The organism is Vibrio chagasii (assembly GCF_024347355.1).
Taxonomy (GTDB): domain Bacteria; phylum Pseudomonadota; class Gammaproteobacteria; order Enterobacterales; family Vibrionaceae; genus Vibrio; species Vibrio chagasii.
In genome coordinates this window covers 1,095,345-1,114,848 of record NZ_AP025465.1, presented here as the reverse complement: position 1 = coordinate 1,114,848, position 19,504 = coordinate 1,095,345, and the positions used below count along the sequence as shown (strand labels likewise).

19 protein-coding genes are annotated in these 19,504 nt (G+C 44.6%); 8 read left to right on the top strand and 11 right to left on the bottom strand.

Annotated features, from left to right (window positions below):
• Positions 1–473: 473 nt before the first annotated feature.
• The 6 genes from ycfP to hinT form a co-directional block, all read right to left on the bottom strand.
• Positions 474–1,013, bottom strand: coding sequence for an alpha/beta hydrolase YcfP (gene ycfP / locus OCV52_RS05165; protein WP_137406948.1), 540 nt, complete (start codon positions 1,011–1,013; stop codon positions 474–476).
• 108 nt (positions 1,014–1,121) lie between these two features.
• The gene (locus OCV52_RS05160; RefSeq protein ID WP_137406949.1) at positions 1,122–1,976 is read right to left on the bottom strand and encodes a phosphotransferase; all 855 of its coding nucleotides are present in this window, start codon (positions 1,974–1,976) and stop codon (positions 1,122–1,124) included.
• A gap of 153 nt (positions 1,977–2,129) precedes the next feature.
• Positions 2,130–2,720 carry a penicillin-binding protein activator LpoB gene (gene lpoB, locus OCV52_RS05155; protein WP_137406950.1) on the bottom strand — a complete coding sequence of 197 codons (591 nt, stop codon included), beginning with the start codon at positions 2,718–2,720 and terminating at the stop codon, positions 2,130–2,132.
• Positions 2,721–2,845: 125 nt separating this feature from the next.
• A complete protein-coding gene (locus tag OCV52_RS05150; protein ID WP_004741950.1) occupies positions 2,846–3,229 on the bottom strand; it encodes a YcfL family protein in 384 nt (127 codons plus the stop codon).
• The gene (locus OCV52_RS05145; RefSeq protein WP_137406951.1) at positions 3,229–4,620 is read right to left on the bottom strand and encodes a COG3014 family protein; all 1,392 of its coding nucleotides are present in this window, start codon (positions 4,618–4,620) and stop codon (positions 3,229–3,231) included. The genes OCV52_RS05150 and OCV52_RS05145 overlap by 1 nt, the downstream gene beginning before the upstream one ends.
• Before the next feature lie 310 nt (positions 4,621–4,930).
• Positions 4,931–5,281, bottom strand: coding sequence for a purine nucleoside phosphoramidase (gene hinT, locus OCV52_RS05140; RefSeq protein ID WP_004736268.1), 351 nt, complete (start codon positions 5,279–5,281; stop codon positions 4,931–4,933).
• A gap of 276 nt (positions 5,282–5,557) precedes the next feature.
• Between hinT and OCV52_RS05135 the strand changes: the two genes are divergently transcribed.
• Together OCV52_RS05135 and OCV52_RS05130 are read left to right on the top strand one after the other, a co-directional pair.
• Positions 5,558–7,549, top strand: a complete 1,992-nt coding sequence (locus OCV52_RS05135; RefSeq protein WP_137406952.1) for a methyl-accepting chemotaxis protein — start codon at positions 5,558–5,560, stop codon at positions 7,547–7,549.
• 196 nt (positions 7,550–7,745) lie between these two features.
• Complete coding sequence (locus tag OCV52_RS05130) at positions 7,746–8,912, top strand: DUF1887 family protein (protein WP_061031798.1); 1,167 nt, start codon at positions 7,746–7,748, stop codon at positions 8,910–8,912.
• Positions 8,913–9,099: 187 nt separating this feature from the next.
• Here the strand turns inward: OCV52_RS05130 and udp are convergent, their stop codons facing one another.
• The 4 genes from udp to OCV52_RS05110 all read right to left on the bottom strand — a co-directional run bounded on the left by udp (position 9,100) and on the right by OCV52_RS05110 (position 14,675).
• Entirely contained in the window at positions 9,100–9,858 is a 759-nt protein-coding gene (gene udp, locus OCV52_RS05125; RefSeq protein WP_008221668.1) for a uridine phosphorylase, read from the bottom strand.
• Positions 9,859–10,139: 281 nt separating this feature from the next.
• Positions 10,140–12,485, bottom strand: coding sequence for a zinc/cadmium/mercury/lead-transporting ATPase (locus OCV52_RS05120; protein WP_137406953.1), 2,346 nt, complete (start codon positions 12,483–12,485; stop codon positions 10,140–10,142).
• Positions 12,486–12,650: 165 nt separating this feature from the next.
• Positions 12,651–14,114 (bottom strand): MATE family efflux transporter, encoded by a 1,464-nt coding sequence (locus OCV52_RS05115; protein ID WP_137406954.1) that lies wholly within the window; start codon positions 14,112–14,114, stop codon positions 12,651–12,653.
• A gap of 144 nt (positions 14,115–14,258) precedes the next feature.
• Positions 14,259–14,675 carry a CBS domain-containing protein gene (locus OCV52_RS05110; RefSeq protein ID WP_137406955.1) on the bottom strand — a complete coding sequence of 139 codons (417 nt, stop codon included), beginning with the start codon at positions 14,673–14,675 and terminating at the stop codon, positions 14,259–14,261.
• A gap of 304 nt (positions 14,676–14,979) precedes the next feature.
• On the opposite strand from OCV52_RS05110, the gene OCV52_RS05105 reads away from it, so the two are divergent.
• Together OCV52_RS05105 and OCV52_RS05100 are read left to right on the top strand one after the other, a co-directional pair.
• On the top strand, positions 14,980–15,213 hold the full coding sequence (locus OCV52_RS05105) for a hypothetical protein (protein WP_137406956.1): 234 nt from the start codon (positions 14,980–14,982) through the stop codon (positions 15,211–15,213).
• Positions 15,214–15,341: 128 nt separating this feature from the next.
• Positions 15,342–15,614, top strand: a complete 273-nt coding sequence (locus OCV52_RS05100) for a hypothetical protein (protein ID WP_137406957.1) — start codon at positions 15,342–15,344, stop codon at positions 15,612–15,614.
• 91 nt (positions 15,615–15,705) lie between these two features.
• Here the strand turns inward: OCV52_RS05100 and OCV52_RS05095 are convergent, their stop codons facing one another.
• Positions 15,706–16,692 (bottom strand): glycosyl transferase family protein, encoded by a 987-nt coding sequence (locus tag OCV52_RS05095; RefSeq protein WP_137406958.1) that lies wholly within the window; start codon positions 16,690–16,692, stop codon positions 15,706–15,708.
• A gap of 167 nt (positions 16,693–16,859) precedes the next feature.
• Between OCV52_RS05095 and OCV52_RS05090 the strand changes: the two genes are divergently transcribed.
• From OCV52_RS05090 to OCV52_RS05075, 4 genes are all read left to right on the top strand, one after another.
• Positions 16,860–17,471, top strand: a complete 612-nt coding sequence (locus tag OCV52_RS05090) for a TetR/AcrR family transcriptional regulator (protein WP_137406959.1) — start codon at positions 16,860–16,862, stop codon at positions 17,469–17,471.
• A 148-nt stretch (positions 17,472–17,619) separates the two neighbouring features.
• Complete coding sequence (locus OCV52_RS05085) at positions 17,620–17,952, top strand: hypothetical protein (protein WP_137406960.1); 333 nt, start codon at positions 17,620–17,622, stop codon at positions 17,950–17,952.
• An 86-nt stretch (positions 17,953–18,038) separates the two neighbouring features.
• On the top strand, positions 18,039–18,638 hold the full coding sequence (locus OCV52_RS05080; RefSeq protein ID WP_137406961.1) for a thiol:disulfide interchange protein DsbA/DsbL: 600 nt from the start codon (positions 18,039–18,041) through the stop codon (positions 18,636–18,638).
• A gap of 210 nt (positions 18,639–18,848) precedes the next feature.
• Positions 18,849–19,343, top strand: coding sequence for a peptidylprolyl isomerase (locus OCV52_RS05075; protein WP_137406962.1), 495 nt, complete (start codon positions 18,849–18,851; stop codon positions 19,341–19,343).
• The last annotated feature ends 161 nt before the right edge of the window (positions 19,344–19,504 follow it).

Here is a 19,504-nt window from a genome sequence, read left to right as displayed (position 1 = left end):
CTACAAAATGAATAAATAGGGTTCGGCTCGATCACTCCAACCGATAAATTCTATGTATCTACCCGGCCTTTACATAAGGCTGTGACATATTGGATAACCGCGAAAAAGAATAACGACAGCTCACCGAGTAGTTAGAGGGGCTACAAGCAACAAACATCCGTTTATCGCCTTACTCACATGGATAAAAAAGGTGACAACCTAAGAGGTAGTACACAAATAATGGGCAAGTTTATCACTCGCTCTCAATTTTTTTTGATATTTATCAAAATATTTTGCTTTGGAACATTATATATAGCAAACCGATGACCGCAACTAAAATCCTTACCCTCAATGAGGATTCGCCGCCAAATAGTTAACGTTTGCGCAAACTTATCAACATAGCAGCTACGACAGCATCATCAATAGTAACGTTACATTCAAAATAAAAAAAGCGGCACTCATTGAGTGCCGCTTTTTATAAAATACTTAGTATGTTAAGCGTCTTTGAAAGCTTTCATTGCTTGAAGATGTTGAGAGATTTTCTTGAATTTATGGCTCTCTTTCTCATCCCAAATCACATCGTAGTAATCTTCGAGTACAGCTGCAGTTTTGCTATTGTCGTGAATTTCATCTTCACGAGAAAGCACCACTAGGCAGCGACCTTTGTTTTTCATGCGGTACTGTTCCACACACTTAGTCGCAATATCTTCGTACTCTTCAGGACGATCGATTCGGCCCACCATGTTGTTTTCAGGTTGCAGGTTCGGGTTGAAAATTACCTGCTTAATACCACACAAGAAACCAATACGCTCAGACCAAAAACCACCTAAGCCAACACCACAAATAATTGGATGTGGATCATCTGATTGCTCTATCACTTTGTGCACCTCTTTCAGTAGGTGCTGCATGTCATGCTTTGGATGCAAAGTACTGTAGTTGATGAAACGAACGTCATCATCAATGAATTGCAACTGCAGTATTTTTTCGTGATTGCCCGGGCTTGTTGAGTCAAAGCCGTGAAGATAGATAATCATTGTACCTCCCCCATTGAATATTGGTACGTTTTGATCAATCTAACACGAAAAACAAGGTTTTAAAGGGAAGACCATCGAAATTATATTTTTCACTTCCTAAACGTGATCCTAGCTACAGAAAGTGTGACTGAGAGCCTCAGCTTCACGCAGATAACTTTCATCTCCCCACAGTTGATGGGCGAGCAAATACCACAACATTGCCATCATTCGACTTCGTGGTAACCACGCTTCTACACCATCCAACCAAGGCTGAACATCGTGAATACCACGCAGCTGACAGTACTTTTCAACCGTTTCTTGCACCGGGGCATCTGCGACTGAAATGGTTAAGGTTAGATCTAATCTAGGGTCAGCAATTGCCGCGTATTCCCAATCGATGATTTTAATAACGTCACTGTTCTTGACTAGGTTATAACCGCCGAGATCAAAGTGACATAAGGAGAGGTCAACACTCGGGATACTTGGCGTTGTACGCCACTCTTTATAAATGGTGCTGTAGATTTCTGTCTTATGAACAGCATCAAGCTGAAGCCAATAATGGTCCACTCGCGCTGTAAAACTAAACGGCTTAAGTGGTAATCGTGCTGTGTTAACCAAATGCACAGAGATAAGCGTTTTCAAAAGGTCATCAATATCTAAACCTTCATAAAGCGTATCCCCAGCAACCCATTCAACCAATAATCCCTGCTCATTCACCACTATCGGACTTGGTCCAATACCAAGACGCTCGATGGCAGACAACACTTGGTACTCTTCATGGCGGGAAATAAAGAAGGCCTTGGTAATTGGTGTGATCGGACGCCACACGTATTCAGCGCCATCAGCAGAAACCAGCTTCCAACATCGGTTAGTCAGACCACCGGTGAGTGTCTGGGCCTTCACTGGCGGCTGCGAAAAATAGCCATCAAGCGAACTCAAACTGGTATCAAGAAGCTTAGCCTCAGACCAAGAAAAAATTGCCATTGCTCATTCCCTATAAACGTCTTCGTTTCCCTACAAAAAAGACACTGACCAGAGCCAGTGTCTTCGAATATCAGCACATCATGTACTGAATTGGCGTGTGACCAACCTATCCACTTTCAAACGTAAGTGTTCATACTTGGCAGTTAAGCGAAATTAAAGACCTAGTAGGCTCTTAGATTGTTGCTTACGGATTTCAGTCTCGTCAGCCCACTCGATCAAGCCAGACTCAAGGTCCATCAGGCGCATAGTCATTTTGTAGTACACGTCTTCGTCGCTGCCCGCTTTTTTAACGATGCTTGATAGGTTGCCATACAGCATGTACTGAGCACCAACCATCTTACCGAACTGAATCGCAGAGCTTTGGTTCACTAGCTCATCGTTGTTTTGGAAGTTTAGTTGGTCACGAACAGACTCTACACGGTCCATTTCAACGAAACGGAACTTACCAGAGTTCAGCATTTTAGTACTGATTGTGTCAGTGATTGACTCAGTATCGATGTGCTCGCTTGTTTTGTTCTTGATTCGCTCTACGAACACGATTGGACGCTGATCACGAGTAATGTACGACACTGAACCAGAAGCCATCATGCTATCAACCATCTCACCAGCAATAGTTTGAAGGTCAGTTGAACCGAAATCGATTGTTGTGGTTTCTACTGCTTGTGCATCACCGTAGCTTACCTTGTTCGAACAACCGCCTAAAATAACCGCTAAGCCTAGTAGCGCAATGACACTCTTTTTCATGATGTTTCCTCAACTTATCATTGAGTGGGGTTACCCACACTCTTAAATTTTTATCTGTGCGAATCAATTCGCTTTCTTAAGTGCTAGTCCACGTTGACTAGCACCGGTTATAACTAAATCTGTTCTTACTGCTCTCGGAACTGCACTCGGAACTGAGTTGCTTTCGGATTTACCGATACTTCCGACAACGAAATGCTTTCAAAGCCACGCACAATCGCTTGCTTCCAAGGCCCTTGCTTCAAGTTGACCTCAAGCCCTGCATCGTCATACCAATAGAAACGATAAAGGATATGTTGGTCACCTTTATAGTTACTGTTTAAGCGGACAATACCTCGAGTGTGACCATCAATCTGATCGGTACGAATATCTTCAACTTGTAAACGGCTGCCCAATACATTGTCGCCAAAGAATACGTTCTGAGTCAGACTATCAACCCTTACGCCAGCTGTATTATCAGCACAACCAGCCAGAGCCATAACCGCTGCTAAGCTCACTAACCACTTTTTCATTACAGCCTCCCTAGCTGTTTATGCCACATTGTTGCGTTGTTTCCTTGTCGAGAAATCCATACCAAAGTGGTCTGCCCTTCTCGAATATCAAAATCGTAGGTTTTAGCACCCGCTTCCAAAGTATATTGACCGCTGTTTGCTACAAACGTACTGCTCTTAATCTCAGCTGGTAATGATTGCCAACTGCGAGTGTCTGGTTGCTCTGTCAGCGTGTTCCACACATTGAACAAAATGTTTCCAACATCATCACCCTTTGTTGCCTCTTTTCGAATGCGGTCCTTTGCGACCACACGTAGCGCTTGGCGAATAACAATGCTCGTCATACGCTCAGAGAGATCGTTCTGAGCCATGGCGTTTACGTCGGTAATCAAATGCTCTTGCAGCGGCTGCCCACTGATTCGTAACGGAGAAAAACGCTCTACGTTCTGACTTGGGTAATATGGCAGCGCAAGAGAGTATATTGCTCCCTGATCGCGACTGTCATAAACAGGTAAATCCAATCGCCAACTGTCCATTGCTTGAACAGCACTCTGCTCTTGAAGAACAATCACGCGCCCTTGCCCGCTACTTAGCTTAGATGACTGCTTGTAACGCTTCTCGAGTGTCGCTAAATCCTGTCGCATACCTAAGCGTGCCGCCGTTGCCATGGTTCTGTCGATAATCTCTTGGTTATCAGGCATCACCGCCAACGCACGTCGATAATCAACATAAGCACTGTTTAAGTCGTTTGAAGCTTCATAAAGCAGGCCCGATAAAAACATCAGATAAGCATTTTGTACTGACTGCAGCTTTTTACCCGCATCTGGGTAACTCGCGAGAATACTGCCAACATTGGCAGACAGCCCCTGCTTCTTCGCATCGTTGGCGGCTCTTTCTAGCTCGGCCTCACGCTGCTTTTTCGCTTGCTCTTGAACTTGATTGGCGCGACGCATTTCGATCACCGCACCTTCTAAATCGTTTTTCTTTAAATAGTTTAAGCCGAGATAAAGGTGAAGAAAGCCTAACTCGTAATCCGGCGGCACATACTCGGTAATGTTGTCATTCACAGCCAATGCACCCACACTGGTTGCACTGTCTGAGATAGAGATGACGGCTTTTCTCTGCTGCTCGGTAACAGCCTGATCCGCCGCTTCAAACGAAGACTTACTCTCTGGGTACTTTTGATCCAACAGATTGATTCTGCCTCTCTCAAAATTATCGAGAATATCGCCTGCTGCGTAATCTGGTAACTCTTGTTGAGCCTCTGAATAATCTCCAGATTTAACAGCTTGGTAGATACTTTTATTTTGTGCGCTGTAATGACTGAACAGGTTACCTGCAGACATACTCGCGCATCCCGCGGTCAGCGCCGATAGTAGGGCAATGGAAGCGAATCTAAACTGTTGCTTCACTTATCGTCTCCGTGCATGTTTAAAATGCCAACTTTATTATGGTCTGCTGACCTTTCGTGGTGAAATCAGCTCAAAAGCTCAACAGCCCCTAGTCTCATTATCAAAACGAAACGTGCTGTAAAAAGGATCTCAAGCAAGTAAATGCTTGCTTCATCGGGCTCTGGCTAAGCAAAGCCGATATTCAGACAACAGATAACAATTAAAGTTGGCATACAAACAACAAATTTTCCAACTTGTTGTTTGTTTTAATTAACTCATTAACTTTCTAGCTCGTTCATTAACTATTTTGTTAATTCGTTAACTTATTTGATTAGCTCATCAGTAAAGGGCCAAGCGGACGGCCACCAACTAAGTGCATGTGGATGTGGTAAACCTCTTGGCCACCATGAGAGTTACAGTTCACGATAAGACGGTAACCATCCTCTGCGATACCCTCTTCTTTTGCTAGCTTACGAGCAACTGTAAACATGCGCCCCATCATTGCTTCGTCTTCCACTTCAACATCGTTGGTCGTTGGAATAAGCTTATTAGGGATAATTAGGATGTGGCTAGGCGCACGTGGGTTGATGTCACGAAACGCTGTCACTAAATCGTCTTGGTATAGCAGATCTGCTGGAATTTCTTTGTTAATAATCTTACTAAAGATGGTTTCTTCAGCCATGTTTTTCTCCGATAAAACATTTACTTTTTAGTGCTTTGAGTATGCGCTATGCCGCTACAAACCACAATAAACCTGCTTTAAAGCTTAATAAAAAACACCGTTCAAATCAAAGAAAACTGGTCTTAGCTCTCAAGAATGGCATGTTGATTATAACTGAGCGCTATTTTTGACGTGTGCGTCATAAAATGCGTAAGAGGAGCTCAATAGAATGCTGATAATTTTGTTATTTTTACTTTGACCTGACATTAGGTCTGCATTTAATTTAGGGAGAAAGCCATGAAGGGATCTGTGATCAAGCGTATGTACGCTGGTTTCGCACTGATCATCATCATGTTCGCAGTCACGATAACCATCATGATGAACAGCATGAATCAGATACACAGCAATTTTGAGAGTGTTTCAGAAACCTCATTACCGCTTGTTGCGCTTTCCAATCAAACAAGTGTCCAATTGCTTTCTGCTGATAAGTCATTCAAAGATTTCTTAACCACACAAAACACTGAACGCATGTCTGCAATGCGCACAGAGTTTGCTGCATCACAAAACGCTTTTTCAGAAGTCCTTGGTAATCTAGAAGCGGCAAGCCAAAACCACACCTCACTCATCGAACGCATTACTCAGCTAAGAGCCATGGAAGAACGCTATTTTGCTGAAGCGGATGAAGCGATGAACAACTACGTCGCGATGTTTGAAGCGCAAGAGCAAGTACAAAAAGCATCACGTGATTTCCAACGCCTACACTCAGAATTGACCGTTGGCATGAAAGAGTACGTTGCCGATCAGAAGAGCATCTCTGTGAAAGTCATGGCGAAAAGCTACTTCATCAAACTGCAAGATGCAGAAGTGATCACATCAGACGCACTCGCGAGCTCAGATGTGGCATTCGTACAAAAAGCCGTAAACCAAAACAAGAAAGCCGTTACTCACCTAAACTACGCCTATCGTGGTTTGGCAACACAGCTACCTGCTCTTAAGAATGTATTCGATGAATCGGTTCAGAAATTCACCAAAGACGTAGGCCAAAAAGGCGGTGTTCTTGATAAGCACAACAACTACCTACAAGCGAAGCAAGCCCTGTATGTAAACATCGCCAATCTAGCGGTTGAAGTAGACCAAGCGATGGCCGTATTAGACTCATTCAACGTAACAGCCGAAGAACAACTCAACTCTTCATTAGCAGACGCGAGCAGCATTTACGATAAAGGCCTATTCAACGCGATTGCCATCGGTGTGGTTGTAACACTATTTGCGGCAGCGATTGGCTACCACATTGCTCACAGTGTAAGAGAGCCACTAACGCGCATCCTTAAGACACTAGAAGGCCTGACAGAAGGCGACATGACACAGCGCATCGACATTCGTTACAACAACGAATTCAGCCGCGTGAGTGGTCACATCAACACCTTAGCCGATAACCTGCACAATATTCTTGTAAAGCTTAACGATGCGTCAGACGACCTAACCAAAACAGCAAGCGTCAACCAGAAGACCTCTTCAGAAACTCAGGCTCAACTGAACAGCCAGCGTGAACAAACTGCGACAGTAGCGACTGCGATGACAGAGATGTCTCACTCTGTACAAGAAGTTGCTAATAGCGCACAAAGCTCTTTGACTATGGTTCAACAAGTCGAGACGGCTTCTGAATCGGGTCGTCAGATCATGAACACCAACATCAGCACCATCAACCAACTGGAAACTCGCCTAACTGAGTCGGTAAGTGCGGTGGGTGAACTGCAGCAGATGAGTAGCCAAATTGGCTCAATCCTAGACGTAATTCGCGGCATTGCAGAACAGACGAACCTACTCGCACTGAATGCAGCAATTGAAGCGGCGCGTGCCGGTGAGCAAGGTCGTGGTTTTGCGGTCGTTGCCGATGAGGTTCGTGTGTTAGCGCAGAAAACAACGCAATCTACAGCTGAAATCGAAACCATGATCAGCAACCTACAGTCCAGCTCGAAAACCGCAAGTAACGTTATCGAAAGCTGTATGAGTGATATGGACATGTCGGTACAACAAGCATCGAATGCCAATAGTGCAATGGAAGAGATTCAAGCCTTGATTCTAGAAATCAGCCATATGAGTACTCACATCTCTCAAGCTGCTGCTGAACAGAGTGAAACCTCGGGTGATATTGCGCGTAATATTGAAGACATTAACCACATCGCCGATGCCAGTTACCAAGCGATGTCATCAATAGCTGAAGCGAGCCAAAACCTAACGATTCTCGCAAATCAACAAGGGGATTTGGTTCATCAATTTAAGCTATAGATAAATGATGAAACCATAGATATTTGGTGAGATTGTTGGGACTTCTTACCCAATAGTGGTAACTATTTGAACAAGGGCAACTTTTATCAAGAGTTGCCCTTGTTTTTTATGAGCTTTGTCATTATATGATTATTAAGGCTTGCTGCTTCCCGTTTTTCTTTCACCTTTATGAGCGAGCCGCTATTAAGGAATTTATATGGCTGTTCATGTTGGCATTATCGATCAAGACCCCATTCGCTTGCTTACCCCACTGCTTGATAACCGTACGGTCAGCACGCACATCGTGTTCATTGGCGACAAAAATCAAGTCGATATGTATCAGCGCTTAGACAGCGTTTTGCAAAAGCGCGACATTACCAGTGAGTTTTTTGAAATTCCTACGATCGTAAACACGTCCGTGATTAAAGAATCCATTCAAAACCTCGCCGAAGATTTAAAAGCACGTGGGCAAGAAGTGAAACTCAACGCAAGTTGTGGTCTACGTCACCGTCTACTTTCAGTCTACGAAGTGTTCCGAACTTACCACTGGCCTATCTTCGTTGTAGAACCAAATAGTGACAAACTATGCTGGCTTTACCCGAACGGCAAAGAAGACGCGCAAGTTCAAGACCGCATCACTATCGACGATTACCTCACGGTATTTGGCGCTCGTGGTGAATTCAGCGACGTGCAATTGCCTCCGCAATTAGACCAAAAGCTTTATGAGCTAGGTGAACGTTGGGCAAGTAACGCACTTGAATTAGGTCCTGGCCTAGCGACACTGAACTACCTTGCAACCACTTGTCGTAAAGAGCAGAAGCTGGATGTTGAGTTATCCGAAAAACAGCAAGGCTATCGTGAACTAAACATGCTATTGAGTGATTTAGTTGAAGCTAAGATCGCCACTTACGACAATGGTATTTTAACTTTCGCTAATGAAGACGCACGACGCTTCTCAAATGGTGAATGGCTTGAAACTCTGGTTCACAGCACCGTCAAACAAATCCAAGACGACATGCCAACCATTCAAGACCGCTCTTTGAATGTTCAGGTATACCGCCAGCTCGGCGAGCGTGAAGTTCGAAATGAACTAGATGTGGCATCTGTGGTGAACAATAAACTGCACATCATCGAATGTAAGACGAAAGGCATGCGTGATGACGGTGATGACACGTTATACAAACTGGAATCACTAAGAGACCTATTAGGTGGCCTACAAGCCCGCGCTATGCTAGTGAGCTTCCGTCCACTTCGTCATAACGACATAACACGCGCAGAAGATCTTGGCCTTGCTCTGATCGGCCCAGATGAATTGAAAGATCTTAAAACGCACCTAACCGCTTGGTTTACGGCTGCTGGCGGTAACGAAGACCAAGAGTGCTAAAAAGAAACATTTAAGAGCAAGCTTCTCTTAAACCAAAATAACAAAGGCGAGTCGCTATTTAGTGACTCGCCTTTTTCTTATCTATTTTCACTCTGTCACTTAACCAGTAAATAAAAAATGGCCGCATCAGTCGATACGGCCATTTCAAAATTTGCTGTCCGATTAAGACTTAAAGCACTTTTTCAACTTAAAGCATTTTACGAGCAGCTTCTACAACCACTTTGATAGAGCGTGCTTCTGTTACTTTTAGTGTGTCGTGATCAGGCGTCTCTTTTTGAGTACGGTTGATGATTACACCAGCAACACAACCCGCTTTCAGACCAGAACTTGCACACATGGTTAGCAGCGTTGCAGATTCCATTTCGAAGTTTAGAACGCCCATGTCTTGCCACTCTTGCATAGAACCTTGGAAACGCTTAACTACACGACCAGAGAACGTGTCGTAACGCTCTTGACCTGGGTAGAAAGTATCACTTGAAGCCGTTACACCCATGTGAACTGTTGCGCCAGCCTCTTCAACTGCTGCTTTCATTGCTGTCGCTACTTCGAAGTCAGCAACTGCTGGGAACTCCATTGGAGCAAAGTGTAGGCTAGCACCGTCTAAACGAACAGAACCAGTAGAAACAATCATGTCACCCACGTTTACGTGAGGTTGGATAGCACCAGTAGTACCAACACGTAGGAAAGTGCGAACACCCAGTTGAGCTAGCTCTTCTACAGCGATAGAGGTAGATGGACCACCGATACCTGTTGAACATACAACCACTGGCTTACCGTCTAGTTCTGCGCGGTAAAGTGTGTATTCACGATGGCTAGCAAGAAATACTGGGTTCTCCATCTCTTCTGCAATTTTTTGTACACGAGCAGGGTCACCTGGAATGATCGCAAGAGTAGCACCGTTAAGATCTGCTTCAGTAACACCTAAATGGAAAACAGCTTGAGACATAGTTCGCTCCTTTTGGCTTATTGGGCTTTTTACCCTTATTTAAGCTCATAGTAAATTCGTGGGGTACGAACACACTCTAACTAAGCTTATTATAAAATGAAGTGACACAGCTCACATCAATGATAGCAACAAGATTTCAAGTTTCACAAAAAACCGATTGGCATCACAAAAATAAGCAATCTCAGTACCTTCGTTGCATACTAATGAGACAAAAAACGCCTTTAACGTATTACCGTTAAAGGCGTTTATATAGTAGGCAATTTTGTATAAGAGCGTTGGATTTAGTCTGCTTTAGACTTGAATCGTAGCAGGCGCAATGCGTTCAATGTCACCAATGCTGTTGCACCACTGTCCGCCAGAACCGCTACCCACAAGCCCGTAATACCAAATAAGCTCGTCACTAAGAACACACCTTTCAAGCCAAGAGCCAGAGCGACGTTTTGACGGATATTATTGATAGTAGCTTGCGACAGCTCAATCATTGCTGGTAATTCAGTTAGACGGTTATGAGTCAGTGCTGAATCAGCAGTTTCCAGAGCAACGTCTGTGCCCCCACCCATTGCGATACCGACATGAGCGGTTTTCATCGCGGGCGCATCGTTAATGCCATCTCCAACCATCGCCACATGCGACTGTTGAGACAACTCTTGTACGTAAGACACCTTATCACTTGGAAGCAGGCTCGCTTTGTACTGCATACCAACCTTGTCACTGATCGCAGCAGCACTGCGCGGGTTGTCCCCTGTCAGCATAATCGATTGAATACCAAGACCATTAAGGCGCTCAATCGCTAACTTCGCATCACTACGTAATGTGTCTTGCCATGCAATCAAGCCAATCGCGTTGGCTGCCTGAGCAGAGTCTTTAACCTCTAATGCAACAACAACGGTTTTACCCTCATCTTCTAGCGATTCGATTTGCTTAGATACCTGTGCATCCAAAGCGAAATCAAGTTTAGATGGCGCAAGTACTCGATATTTCACACCATCGACGTCACCTTCCACGCCACTACCAATCAGCGCTTTCTTGTTGTGTGACTCAGGAATATCGATGCCTAATTCTTCAACTTTTGCCACCAGCGATTTTGCTAGCGGGTGAGTAGAGCCAACTTCAATAGCACCAACCACACGAAGCATCGCATCTTTCTGCCAACCTGACAGTGGCTCAATATCAGTCACCTGAGGCTTGCCTTCGGTCAGTGTGCCTGTTTTATCGAAAGCAATAGTTTCGATCTTGCCAAGCTGCTCAAGTGCTGCACCGCCTTTGATTAGCGCGCCGCGTTTTGCTGCCGCAGCCAAACCAGAAGTGATCGCTGCAGGTGTTGAAATAACAAGTGCACAAGGACATGCGATTAGCAGTAGTGCTAGACCACGGTACACCCATGTTTCCCAAGGTTGAGCAAACAATAATGGTGGCGTGATGATGACGAGCAAAGCCACTACCATCATCAATGGTGTGTACCAACGACTGAACTTATCAAGGAAACGTTCTAGCGGTGCTTTACGTGATTCCGCTTCTTCAATCAGGTGAAGAATACGGTCAATGGCGTTCTCACCTTGTTTAGAGGTAATCGTAATGCGTACCACTTTATCGACCACTACAGCACCAGCCATGATGCTATTACCTTGGATATGCTCCACAGGCACAGACTCGCCAGTCAACGCACTTTCGTCAAAACTCGCAGCATCGGTAATCAACTGGCCGTCTGCTGGCAAACGAGAACCCGCAGCCACTTCAATCACATCGCCAGGCACCAACTCGCTTACCGCTACTTCAACACGTTCACCATTGATAATCTTGGTCGCATTATCAGGCACTAAGGCCATTAACGCTTGAACGCCGCTTCTCGCTCTAGAAGAAGCAAAAGCCTCTAAACGTTCACCAATTAAGAAAAGAAGTAATACCATTGCCGCTTCTGCGGTCTCACCTAGGTATAGTGCACCCAGTGCAGCCACACTCATTAAGGTTTCTATCGCGAAAGGAGTTCCCGAGCGAGCGAGCTGAACGGCTTTCTTAGCGACCGGATACAATCCAAGTAGACAGGTCGCGATGAATAAACCTTCACTTAATTGAGGCGCTGAGCTTTTCAGTAACGCCGCGAACAGCATCGCAGCGGCTATCGCTATGATCTGTAAATTAGGTTGGATATACGCTTGCCAAAATGTCTCTGGTTGTTGTTTTTCTTTCTTAGAACCCACTTCCGTTAACGGGAAACCAGTGTTGATAGAGACTTGTTCGATGGTGTCAGCAAGACTTTCATTGTTATATTTCACAACCAGTTTTTCGGTAGCAAAGAGCACCTTCGCTTGAATTACACCGTCGATATTGCTGATCGCTTTTTCTATTTTTCTGGCACAAGCTGGACAGTCCATTCCGGAAACCAACCAACTTTGAGAAAATTGGGCTTCGTTCGTTATCGTTAAGGACTGACTGTCTTCTTCTCCACTGTCTGAACTACAACAGCCATCACCCGATGACGCGACTGTCGTTGAAGAAGAGCGGCAACATGCTGATGATGTACCAGCTGCAGTAATGCTTGAAGTTTTAGGGCTAGAGCAGCTCGTTGCGGCTGCTTGTGGTTGAACGTCCACTTTTACTGAGCGGCACGCTGCGTGTTTTGCGCACATAATGTATCTCCTTAATATTCCAATACCCTTGGAGTGGCTACTCAGTCATTAAAGTAACCAACCCCAACTTCATCGAAAGTATAAACCTTGGAGGTAGCTCCAAGGTCAAGAAGAAGTTTTCGGTTAATACAATTTATTTAACAGGCTCGACCAAGTAAATCACTATTATTGAGGCTTAAGTTCGGCACACTCTTCTCTGTTCGCTGAAACATCATCAATCAGCACTGCATCATGAGAACAGAAAGGCTGTGTATTCAAACTTACGATAGACACGTCATCTTCAACTGGCTCGACATTCGATCCCTGCATCAATTCAGAGATGTGGTAACGAAGTACTAAAACACCCAACAAGCCAAACAGAATATTACCCAGCGCTTGTCCGTAAAGAACGCCTAACGCGCCATACCATTGAGAACCTAAATATACGAAAGGCAAGGTACCAAGTGTCGCTTTACCTAAGTTCAGAGCGGTGGAATACAGCGGCTTACCTAGGTTATTGAACGAGGTGTTCGCGACAAACAGTGCACCGTTAAAGATGAAAGTAATGGCCACATAGGTACAGAAAGCAGCAACAATGATCGCCGCATCCCCTTGCAGACTAAAGCCATGAATCACGAGATCTTGTAGGAAGTACAACAGGACACAAACCACAATGGTGTACACAGTGGTTACAAATAGAGAGTTATTGAGCGTCTCTTTTACTCTGTCCATTCTCTCGGCACCAAAGTTCTGACCAATAATTGGCCCTACCGCGCCAGACAAAGCAAAAATCACAGCAAAACACACCGGCGTTAAACGACCAATAACCGCAAAGCCCGCAACGAAGTCTTCACCATATTGTGCAATACCTGTCGTGACAATGGCATTGCCGATAGGTGTCGCAATGTTAGTAATGATCGCGGGGATCGCAATTGCTAAGATTGGACGGATATTGATGCGCCACTGCACAAATGATGGTGGAGCCACCAGCTCGTGACTGCGAATCAAAGGATAAAGTGAGAAGAACAGAACCGAAAAACGCGCCACCACAGAGGCGATAGCCGCCCCTTCAATGTTCCAACCAAAGCCAAAAATAAACAGAGGGTCTAAGATTGCATTTACGATCCCTCCCGATAATGTCGCCCACATAGAGCGTTTGGCATCACCCGCAGCTCTTAGACCAGCACCGGCCGCCATCGCAAGCGCTAAAAACGGGCCACTCGGTAACAAAATCTGCAAATACGCCTGTGCGCGCTCAGCGGCTAAGCCTTTCGCACCAATGGCTGCCAATAACTCTGGGATATAAGCGTACATCACAGCAGTGACGGTTGAGCTAATGACAAACGCGGTTAGCATAATGCTGGTGCTGAGGTTTCTAGCTTGGTCTCTATTTTTTGAGCCTATCGCTTTTGATACCAAGGCGCCCATCGCAATGGAAGTACCAATCGACACAGAAGTAGAAAAGAAAGTGAGTGTGCCAGCAAAACCAACCGCAGCAGCCAGTTCAACCTGACCTAGCATACTGATAAACAGCATATCGAGCAGGTCGACCACAAACAATGCCATCAAGCCGACTGAGCCTGCTCCCGACATCACCAAGATGTGGCGCATCGTTGAACCTTCTACAAACTTTGCAGTTTGGTTTGACATGAAACCTCCAAAAACTGAAACACCACAGGCTAAACCTATAGACCGACAAACAGGTCTAATTAGAAAAACTCCACGAAGAAAAAGGCGCTAGTGCGCCTTTTTTATTTCAGGGTGTTGAGAAAAATACTCGTTCTTAACACGCTACTATACAGGATGTTGGAAACATTCATCTAAGTTCTTGCCGATTGCTCTTAAAACATCGGTTCGAGTGATAATGCCGACCAGTTTCTGATTGTCGATGACAGGGTAAGCTTTCGGTTTGCCTACTTGCATCATATCTGCCAATTCGATAATGGATAAGTCTGAAGCGACTGATAGCACCTCTTGGTACATACAATCACCAACAATATGTGTGTCTTGGCAGAAATAGCTAACCTTAACTAGCTTCTCTAATAAATCTTGCTCAGAAAGGAAACCAATCACTTGTTCATTGTCATCAATAACTGGTCCACCCATGTGATGACTGCTCATCACTTTGTCTAACGCTAGACTTAACGGCATATCAGGAGTGAATGTCACAACCTGCTGCGTCATGTAATCTTTCACTTTAATTGAATGCATAGCGTTCTCCCTAAATACTTTGCGTCATGTTTTTATCTGCTTCTTTCATTTAATTGTTGTCTAAAATCTTGATTTTACTAAATGGATTTCAGCAATTTTATTGATAGGCAAAACCTAACAAGACAAAAAAGCGAGGCAGATAAAGGGTTGAGCGCATTTTCAAACATCCAAAAAAAGTAAAAAAAGAGCCCTTACAAAGCCTTACTTTCTCTTGCTTAACCTTACTCAGCCATAGTGGCTTGAATAGATAAACCCTGTAACCTTCATCACACTAATAATTAGAAAAGCCCGATTTAGGACGTTTATGCAACACGACAAAACCATCTACGCGTATGTTTATACTCATCACGACGGTACAGAAACCACACTGATAGCAACGGTTGATAACCAACAGAAGCCACTCGTTTCTCGCTGTGTACAAGAGATAAAAAGCATGTCGAGCTTAGCGATTGATATGGCGGCGCAACACAACTTGAGAGTGAAGCTCGTCAAATACCAGAAAGAGCAAGAAATCGATTTCGGCATGTTCCTCAAGTAACAACTCACACACTACCCCTTCGCTATACGGCAGCCATGTTCGAATGGTTGCCGGATTCAGACTGACAAGCTTGAGCAACAAACGGTATACTTGATAAACAACACGTTCTCCTCTTTATTCGGTCTCGTATGTCTTTATCCACCGCCACCTCCAAGATCAAAACTTACTTCAGTGCATTGCTGGATTTTCAGTCCCGTATTTGGGTGGTTCATATCTTTGAAAATTCGATTACTGACCAATCATTTGTCATAAATGAGGATGGCTTTAAAGAGCCACTAGAGTGGATGAAAAAACGCGACTATCAAACCAAGATGCTCAATCGTGTTGATAAAATGAAGATATCGCAGGTAATTGAAATTCAATTCGAAAACAAAATGCACCGGCTGATGCGAGTTAAGTAGTCGTTCTGTCCTGAGCATTTAACCGAAACACCCGATACAAAAAAAGGCCAGCAATCGCTGACCTTCTCTTACAAGCTCTATAGTCTTTCAACTAACGTGCACAGTACTCATGCCATAGGCGTACGGCTTTTTGGTAGGCCTCAGTTTTGTCATGCGTCTCCGCAAACAAAATTGCTGTCATACTATCGACCACTGTGTTCGCCATCAACGTCATCTCTTCAGCCGGCGTCCCGAGTACACATTCACTCGGCAGTGGTAGATCTGAGTTCATCATCTCTTCCCAATAAAAAGACTCAACTTTATCAGGAGAGCTCATCCATACCGTTTGACTCACTTTAGGATTGTATTCCGACTCACCGTTCATTCCTTTGAAAGAGATAACCGAATGAGATTTGTTGCCAATCACATGTTCAACTTCAGCATGAAGCTGTGGGAAGCCAGGGTGGAAGCTACCACGTAAACCTAAACGGCCACCACCAGGGTTCAGTGCTCGAACCACTGTATTGATCGGCGTTCTCAACCCATAACGATGCTTCCAACCAATCATGGTTTGCGCTTCAGGAGCAAAATTAGCCAACGGCAAATAAGCAATGCCATCTTGCTCAAGGATCGACTTAGCATGTTCAGGGTTATCAGCACATTGCACACCGACATCTTGCAAATGGCTTTCTACGTGCGTTCTACCGCTCGGCTTATCCATGTAACCGTGCATTAATACCTTGTAGCCGCTATCCGCCAAGATCTTAGCCGCCAGCAAGTTCCAAGGCTTACCACTAGCGCTTTCATTGCGCTTACCGGCATAACACGGCCAATCAATATCTGCCCCTAAATCGGGCACTCGAGATTGAAACGCTTTAACAAAGCCAGCAATTTCTTCATTGGTTTCGTTCTGCACACGAATTAACATCAGTAGCATAGCCATCTGGTCGTCACCGACCTGTCCGCTTAAATACTCATCCATGATGCGGTAGGCTTGTTCGAACGATAAAGGCTTACGCCCTCTTTCGCCTCGTCCAACTGTACGAATACACTCTAAAATACTACTCATTGATTGTTTATTCTCTTCCGTTGATATCAATAAAATTCGAATACGTCTTTGATTCTATGACACCCACGTTACATTGCATAGCGATTCAGTTGCTAACACTCCAATTACCAAAACCATAGTGGGAGTTCTAAAAGTAAACTTCGTGGTGTAAAATTAACGTATGCAATGCTAACCGCGACATATTGAGTAGTACCCAAATGACTGTAAAGAAAACACTGAGCCAAAGAAAACGAGAATCGATCGTTGCCGCTGCTATCGCAGAATTTACTGAGCACGGTTATAAGGCCACCAGTATGGATAAAATATCGAGCCGAGCAGAAGTATCTAAACGCACCGTCTACAACCACTTTGCCGGTAAAGAGCTGCTTCTCGAGGAAATACTAGACAGTATTTGGAGTAAAACGCTCGCCGCCACACACTTCCCTTATCAAGCTGAGCTGCCTCTTGAACAACAACTCGCATCAATCGCGAATCAAGAACTAGAGCTGTTAGAGTCTGAAGGCTTTATCGACTTATCTCGCGTGCTCTTCTCTGAGTACTTCCATAATGCGGAACTTGCGAGCCAAGCAATGGAGAAATACTCTCAAGCAGAGAGTGGGCTGACGACTTGGATAAAAGCTGCGCAGGCCGATGGTCGCTTAGTCGAGCTCGACCCTCTGTTTGCTTCAACTCAATTCATTGCACTCATTAAGTCGTTCGCTTTTTGGCCGCAGATCATTGGTCATGCCCCTTCTCCCGACACACAGCACAAGCACATCATCGTGAACTCAACGGTTGAGATGTTTCTCAAACAGTACCAGGCCAAATAAAAGTTGAGCCCTGCTAAGTTTTGCCGGGTTTTAATTAGAGATAGACAAACGAGTGAGGTATGATTTGCTCGTTTTGTGGCTGAGCGATTTGCCAGTTGCAGAATCTGATTTATTTCAGCCGTTGTTCAGATACAAAGACCACTATTTCATGCCAAAGTTGATAAGCAAAATTTGGGTACACGTTTTTATGCTGCTTGCGATGTTAATGGCCACCATCAGTGTGGATAGCATTGCGGGTAACAATATCGTGGCATCTCAACATCTATCAACGCCGTCAAACAGTATCTCGCCTTCACAGCCAATCGTCCAAGCTAACATTGAACATCATTGTTGTGGCTCAGTCTGCTTGTTGAAAATGCCACCATTGATTGTGTCTGAGTCCTTCGATACTCAAATTGCCTCTTTGGCTCTCATTGAAAAAGAGCCTTCACACAAAGCGATTATTGCACCTCAAGCACCTTATCGCCCCCCTATTTCTTAATCGTTTGTCCCAAACTGGCAATCCATGCCACCCAAAAACAGCAGTTTTGCTGTGCTTAACGACATCCAAATTTAGGAAATAAACACATGAAAAAACTATTTAGCCTTTTTGCTGCTTTAATTATGAGCGCTTCAGTCAACGCCGCTCAGTTTGAAGAAGGCACTCACTACAAGGTCCTTGATGTAGCAAAAGCAGACAAGCCAGTTGTGACTGAATTTTTCTCTTTCTACTGCCCACACTGTTACAAGTTCGAAGGAGTAATTAAGTACCTAAAAGAAGACCTACCGGAAACAGCAAGCTTCCAAAAAGTTCACGTCGCTTTTATGGGTAACAATATGGCAGTGCCGATGGCCAAAGCTTACGCAACAATGATTGCGCTGGATGCTGAAGAAAGCATGGTTCCTGCTATGTTTGCTCAGATCCATGAGAAACAAAAGACACCACGCGACGAGGCTGAACTACGCCAAGTATTCATTGATAACGGTGTCGATGCTAAGAAGTTTGACGCGGCATACAACAGCTTTGCGGTTAACTCGATGCAGAAACGCTTTGATCAGCAATTTGATGCGAGCACGCTAACCGGCGTTCCTGGTGTACTGGTCAATAACAAGTACATCGTAAAGCCGGACCAAATCAAAAGCTACGAAGAGTACAACCAGCTCGTTAACTATCTGCTAACGCTCTAAGTCACGTTTCATCTCCAAGCCAGTGAACTCATCACTGGCTTTTTTATCTCTATCGGCGCTCAGAGCGCATGTAAATTAAAGACTCGCGCTATTGTTCACTGGCATCCGCAGCAATTTTTCATATACTGCACCTTATTAAGTCATCGACTATGTTGTTGTACTGAAAATACTCGTACTCCAAACCCTTAGCACTCAAATATTGGGACCTTTATGATCACTCTGACTACCAACTTTGGCGACATTGAAATTGAACTGAACCTTGAAAAAGCACCAGTAACGTCGAAAAACTTCCTTAAATACTGCCAAGACGGTTTCTACGAAGGCACGACATTTCACCGTGTTATTGAAGGTTTCATGATTCAAGGTGGTGGTCACACTATCGACATGACAGAAAAACCAACACGTGCGCCTATCGTAAATGAAGCAAACCGTGGCCTAAAGAACGTGATTGGTTCTGTGGCGATGGCACGTACTGATGCACCACATTCTGCTACGGCACAGTTCTTTATCAACCTTGATGACAACGACTTCCTGGATCACACCTCGACTACGAACGCAGGTTGGGGTTACGCAGTATTCGGTAAAGTATCGGCAGGTATGGATGTAGTAAATAAGATTGCAGCTGAGCCAACGACAATTCGCTGGGGTCACGAAGATGTACCTTGTGGAGATATTGTGATTACAAAAGTCACGATCAACGAATAAGTCGCACCGAAAACTGCAACAAATGGTGAGACTCAGTCTCGCCATTTATAACCATCAATATCATCAACTTTACTTATTGGTGTACGGTATATTTATATAATCAACCCTATCCTCGCTATTCATCAGTCTAAATGACGTGTTATGCTCCTGATCTGCAAGCT

Coding starts and splice junctions, on each gene's coding strand:
- udp (WP_008221668.1), bottom strand. CDS start 9,858: ATGTCTCAAGCTGTTTTCCATTTAGGTGTTACTGAAGCAGATCTTAAC.
- OCV52_RS05075 (WP_137406962.1), top strand. CDS start 18,849: ATGATCACTCTGACTACCAACTTTGGCGACATTGAAATTGAACTGAAC.
- OCV52_RS05115 (WP_137406954.1), bottom strand. CDS start 14,114: ATGTCAAACCAAACTGCAAAGTTTGTAGAAGGTTCAACGATGCGCCAC.
- OCV52_RS05110 (WP_137406955.1), bottom strand. CDS start 14,675: ATGCATTCAATTAAAGTGAAAGATTACATGACGCAGCAGGTTGTGACA.
- OCV52_RS05090 (WP_137406959.1), top strand. CDS start 16,860: ATGACTGTAAAGAAAACACTGAGCCAAAGAAAACGAGAATCGATCGTT.
- OCV52_RS05085 (WP_137406960.1), top strand. CDS start 17,620: ATGCCAAAGTTGATAAGCAAAATTTGGGTACACGTTTTTATGCTGCTT.
- OCV52_RS05120 (WP_137406953.1), bottom strand. CDS start 12,485: ATGTGCGCAAAACACGCAGCGTGCCGCTCAGTAAAAGTGGACGTTCAA.
- ycfP (WP_137406948.1), bottom strand. CDS start 1,013: ATGATTATCTATCTTCACGGCTTTGACTCAACAAGCCCGGGCAATCAC.
- OCV52_RS05150 (WP_004741950.1), bottom strand. CDS start 3,229: ATGAAAAAGTGGTTAGTGAGCTTAGCAGCGGTTATGGCTCTGGCTGGT.
- OCV52_RS05100 (WP_137406957.1), top strand. CDS start 15,342: ATGTCTTTATCCACCGCCACCTCCAAGATCAAAACTTACTTCAGTGCA.
- hinT (WP_004736268.1), bottom strand. CDS start 5,281: ATGGCTGAAGAAACCATCTTTAGTAAGATTATTAACAAAGAAATTCCA.
- OCV52_RS05080 (WP_137406961.1), top strand. CDS start 18,039: ATGAAAAAACTATTTAGCCTTTTTGCTGCTTTAATTATGAGCGCTTCA.
- lpoB (WP_137406950.1), bottom strand. CDS start 2,720: ATGAAAAAGAGTGTCATTGCGCTACTAGGCTTAGCGGTTATTTTAGGC.
- OCV52_RS05105 (WP_137406956.1), top strand. CDS start 14,980: ATGCAACACGACAAAACCATCTACGCGTATGTTTATACTCATCACGAC.
- OCV52_RS05135 (WP_137406952.1), top strand. CDS start 5,558: ATGAAGGGATCTGTGATCAAGCGTATGTACGCTGGTTTCGCACTGATC.
- OCV52_RS05160 (WP_137406949.1), bottom strand. CDS start 1,976: ATGGCAATTTTTTCTTGGTCTGAGGCTAAGCTTCTTGATACCAGTTTG.
- OCV52_RS05130 (WP_061031798.1), top strand. CDS start 7,746: ATGGCTGTTCATGTTGGCATTATCGATCAAGACCCCATTCGCTTGCTT.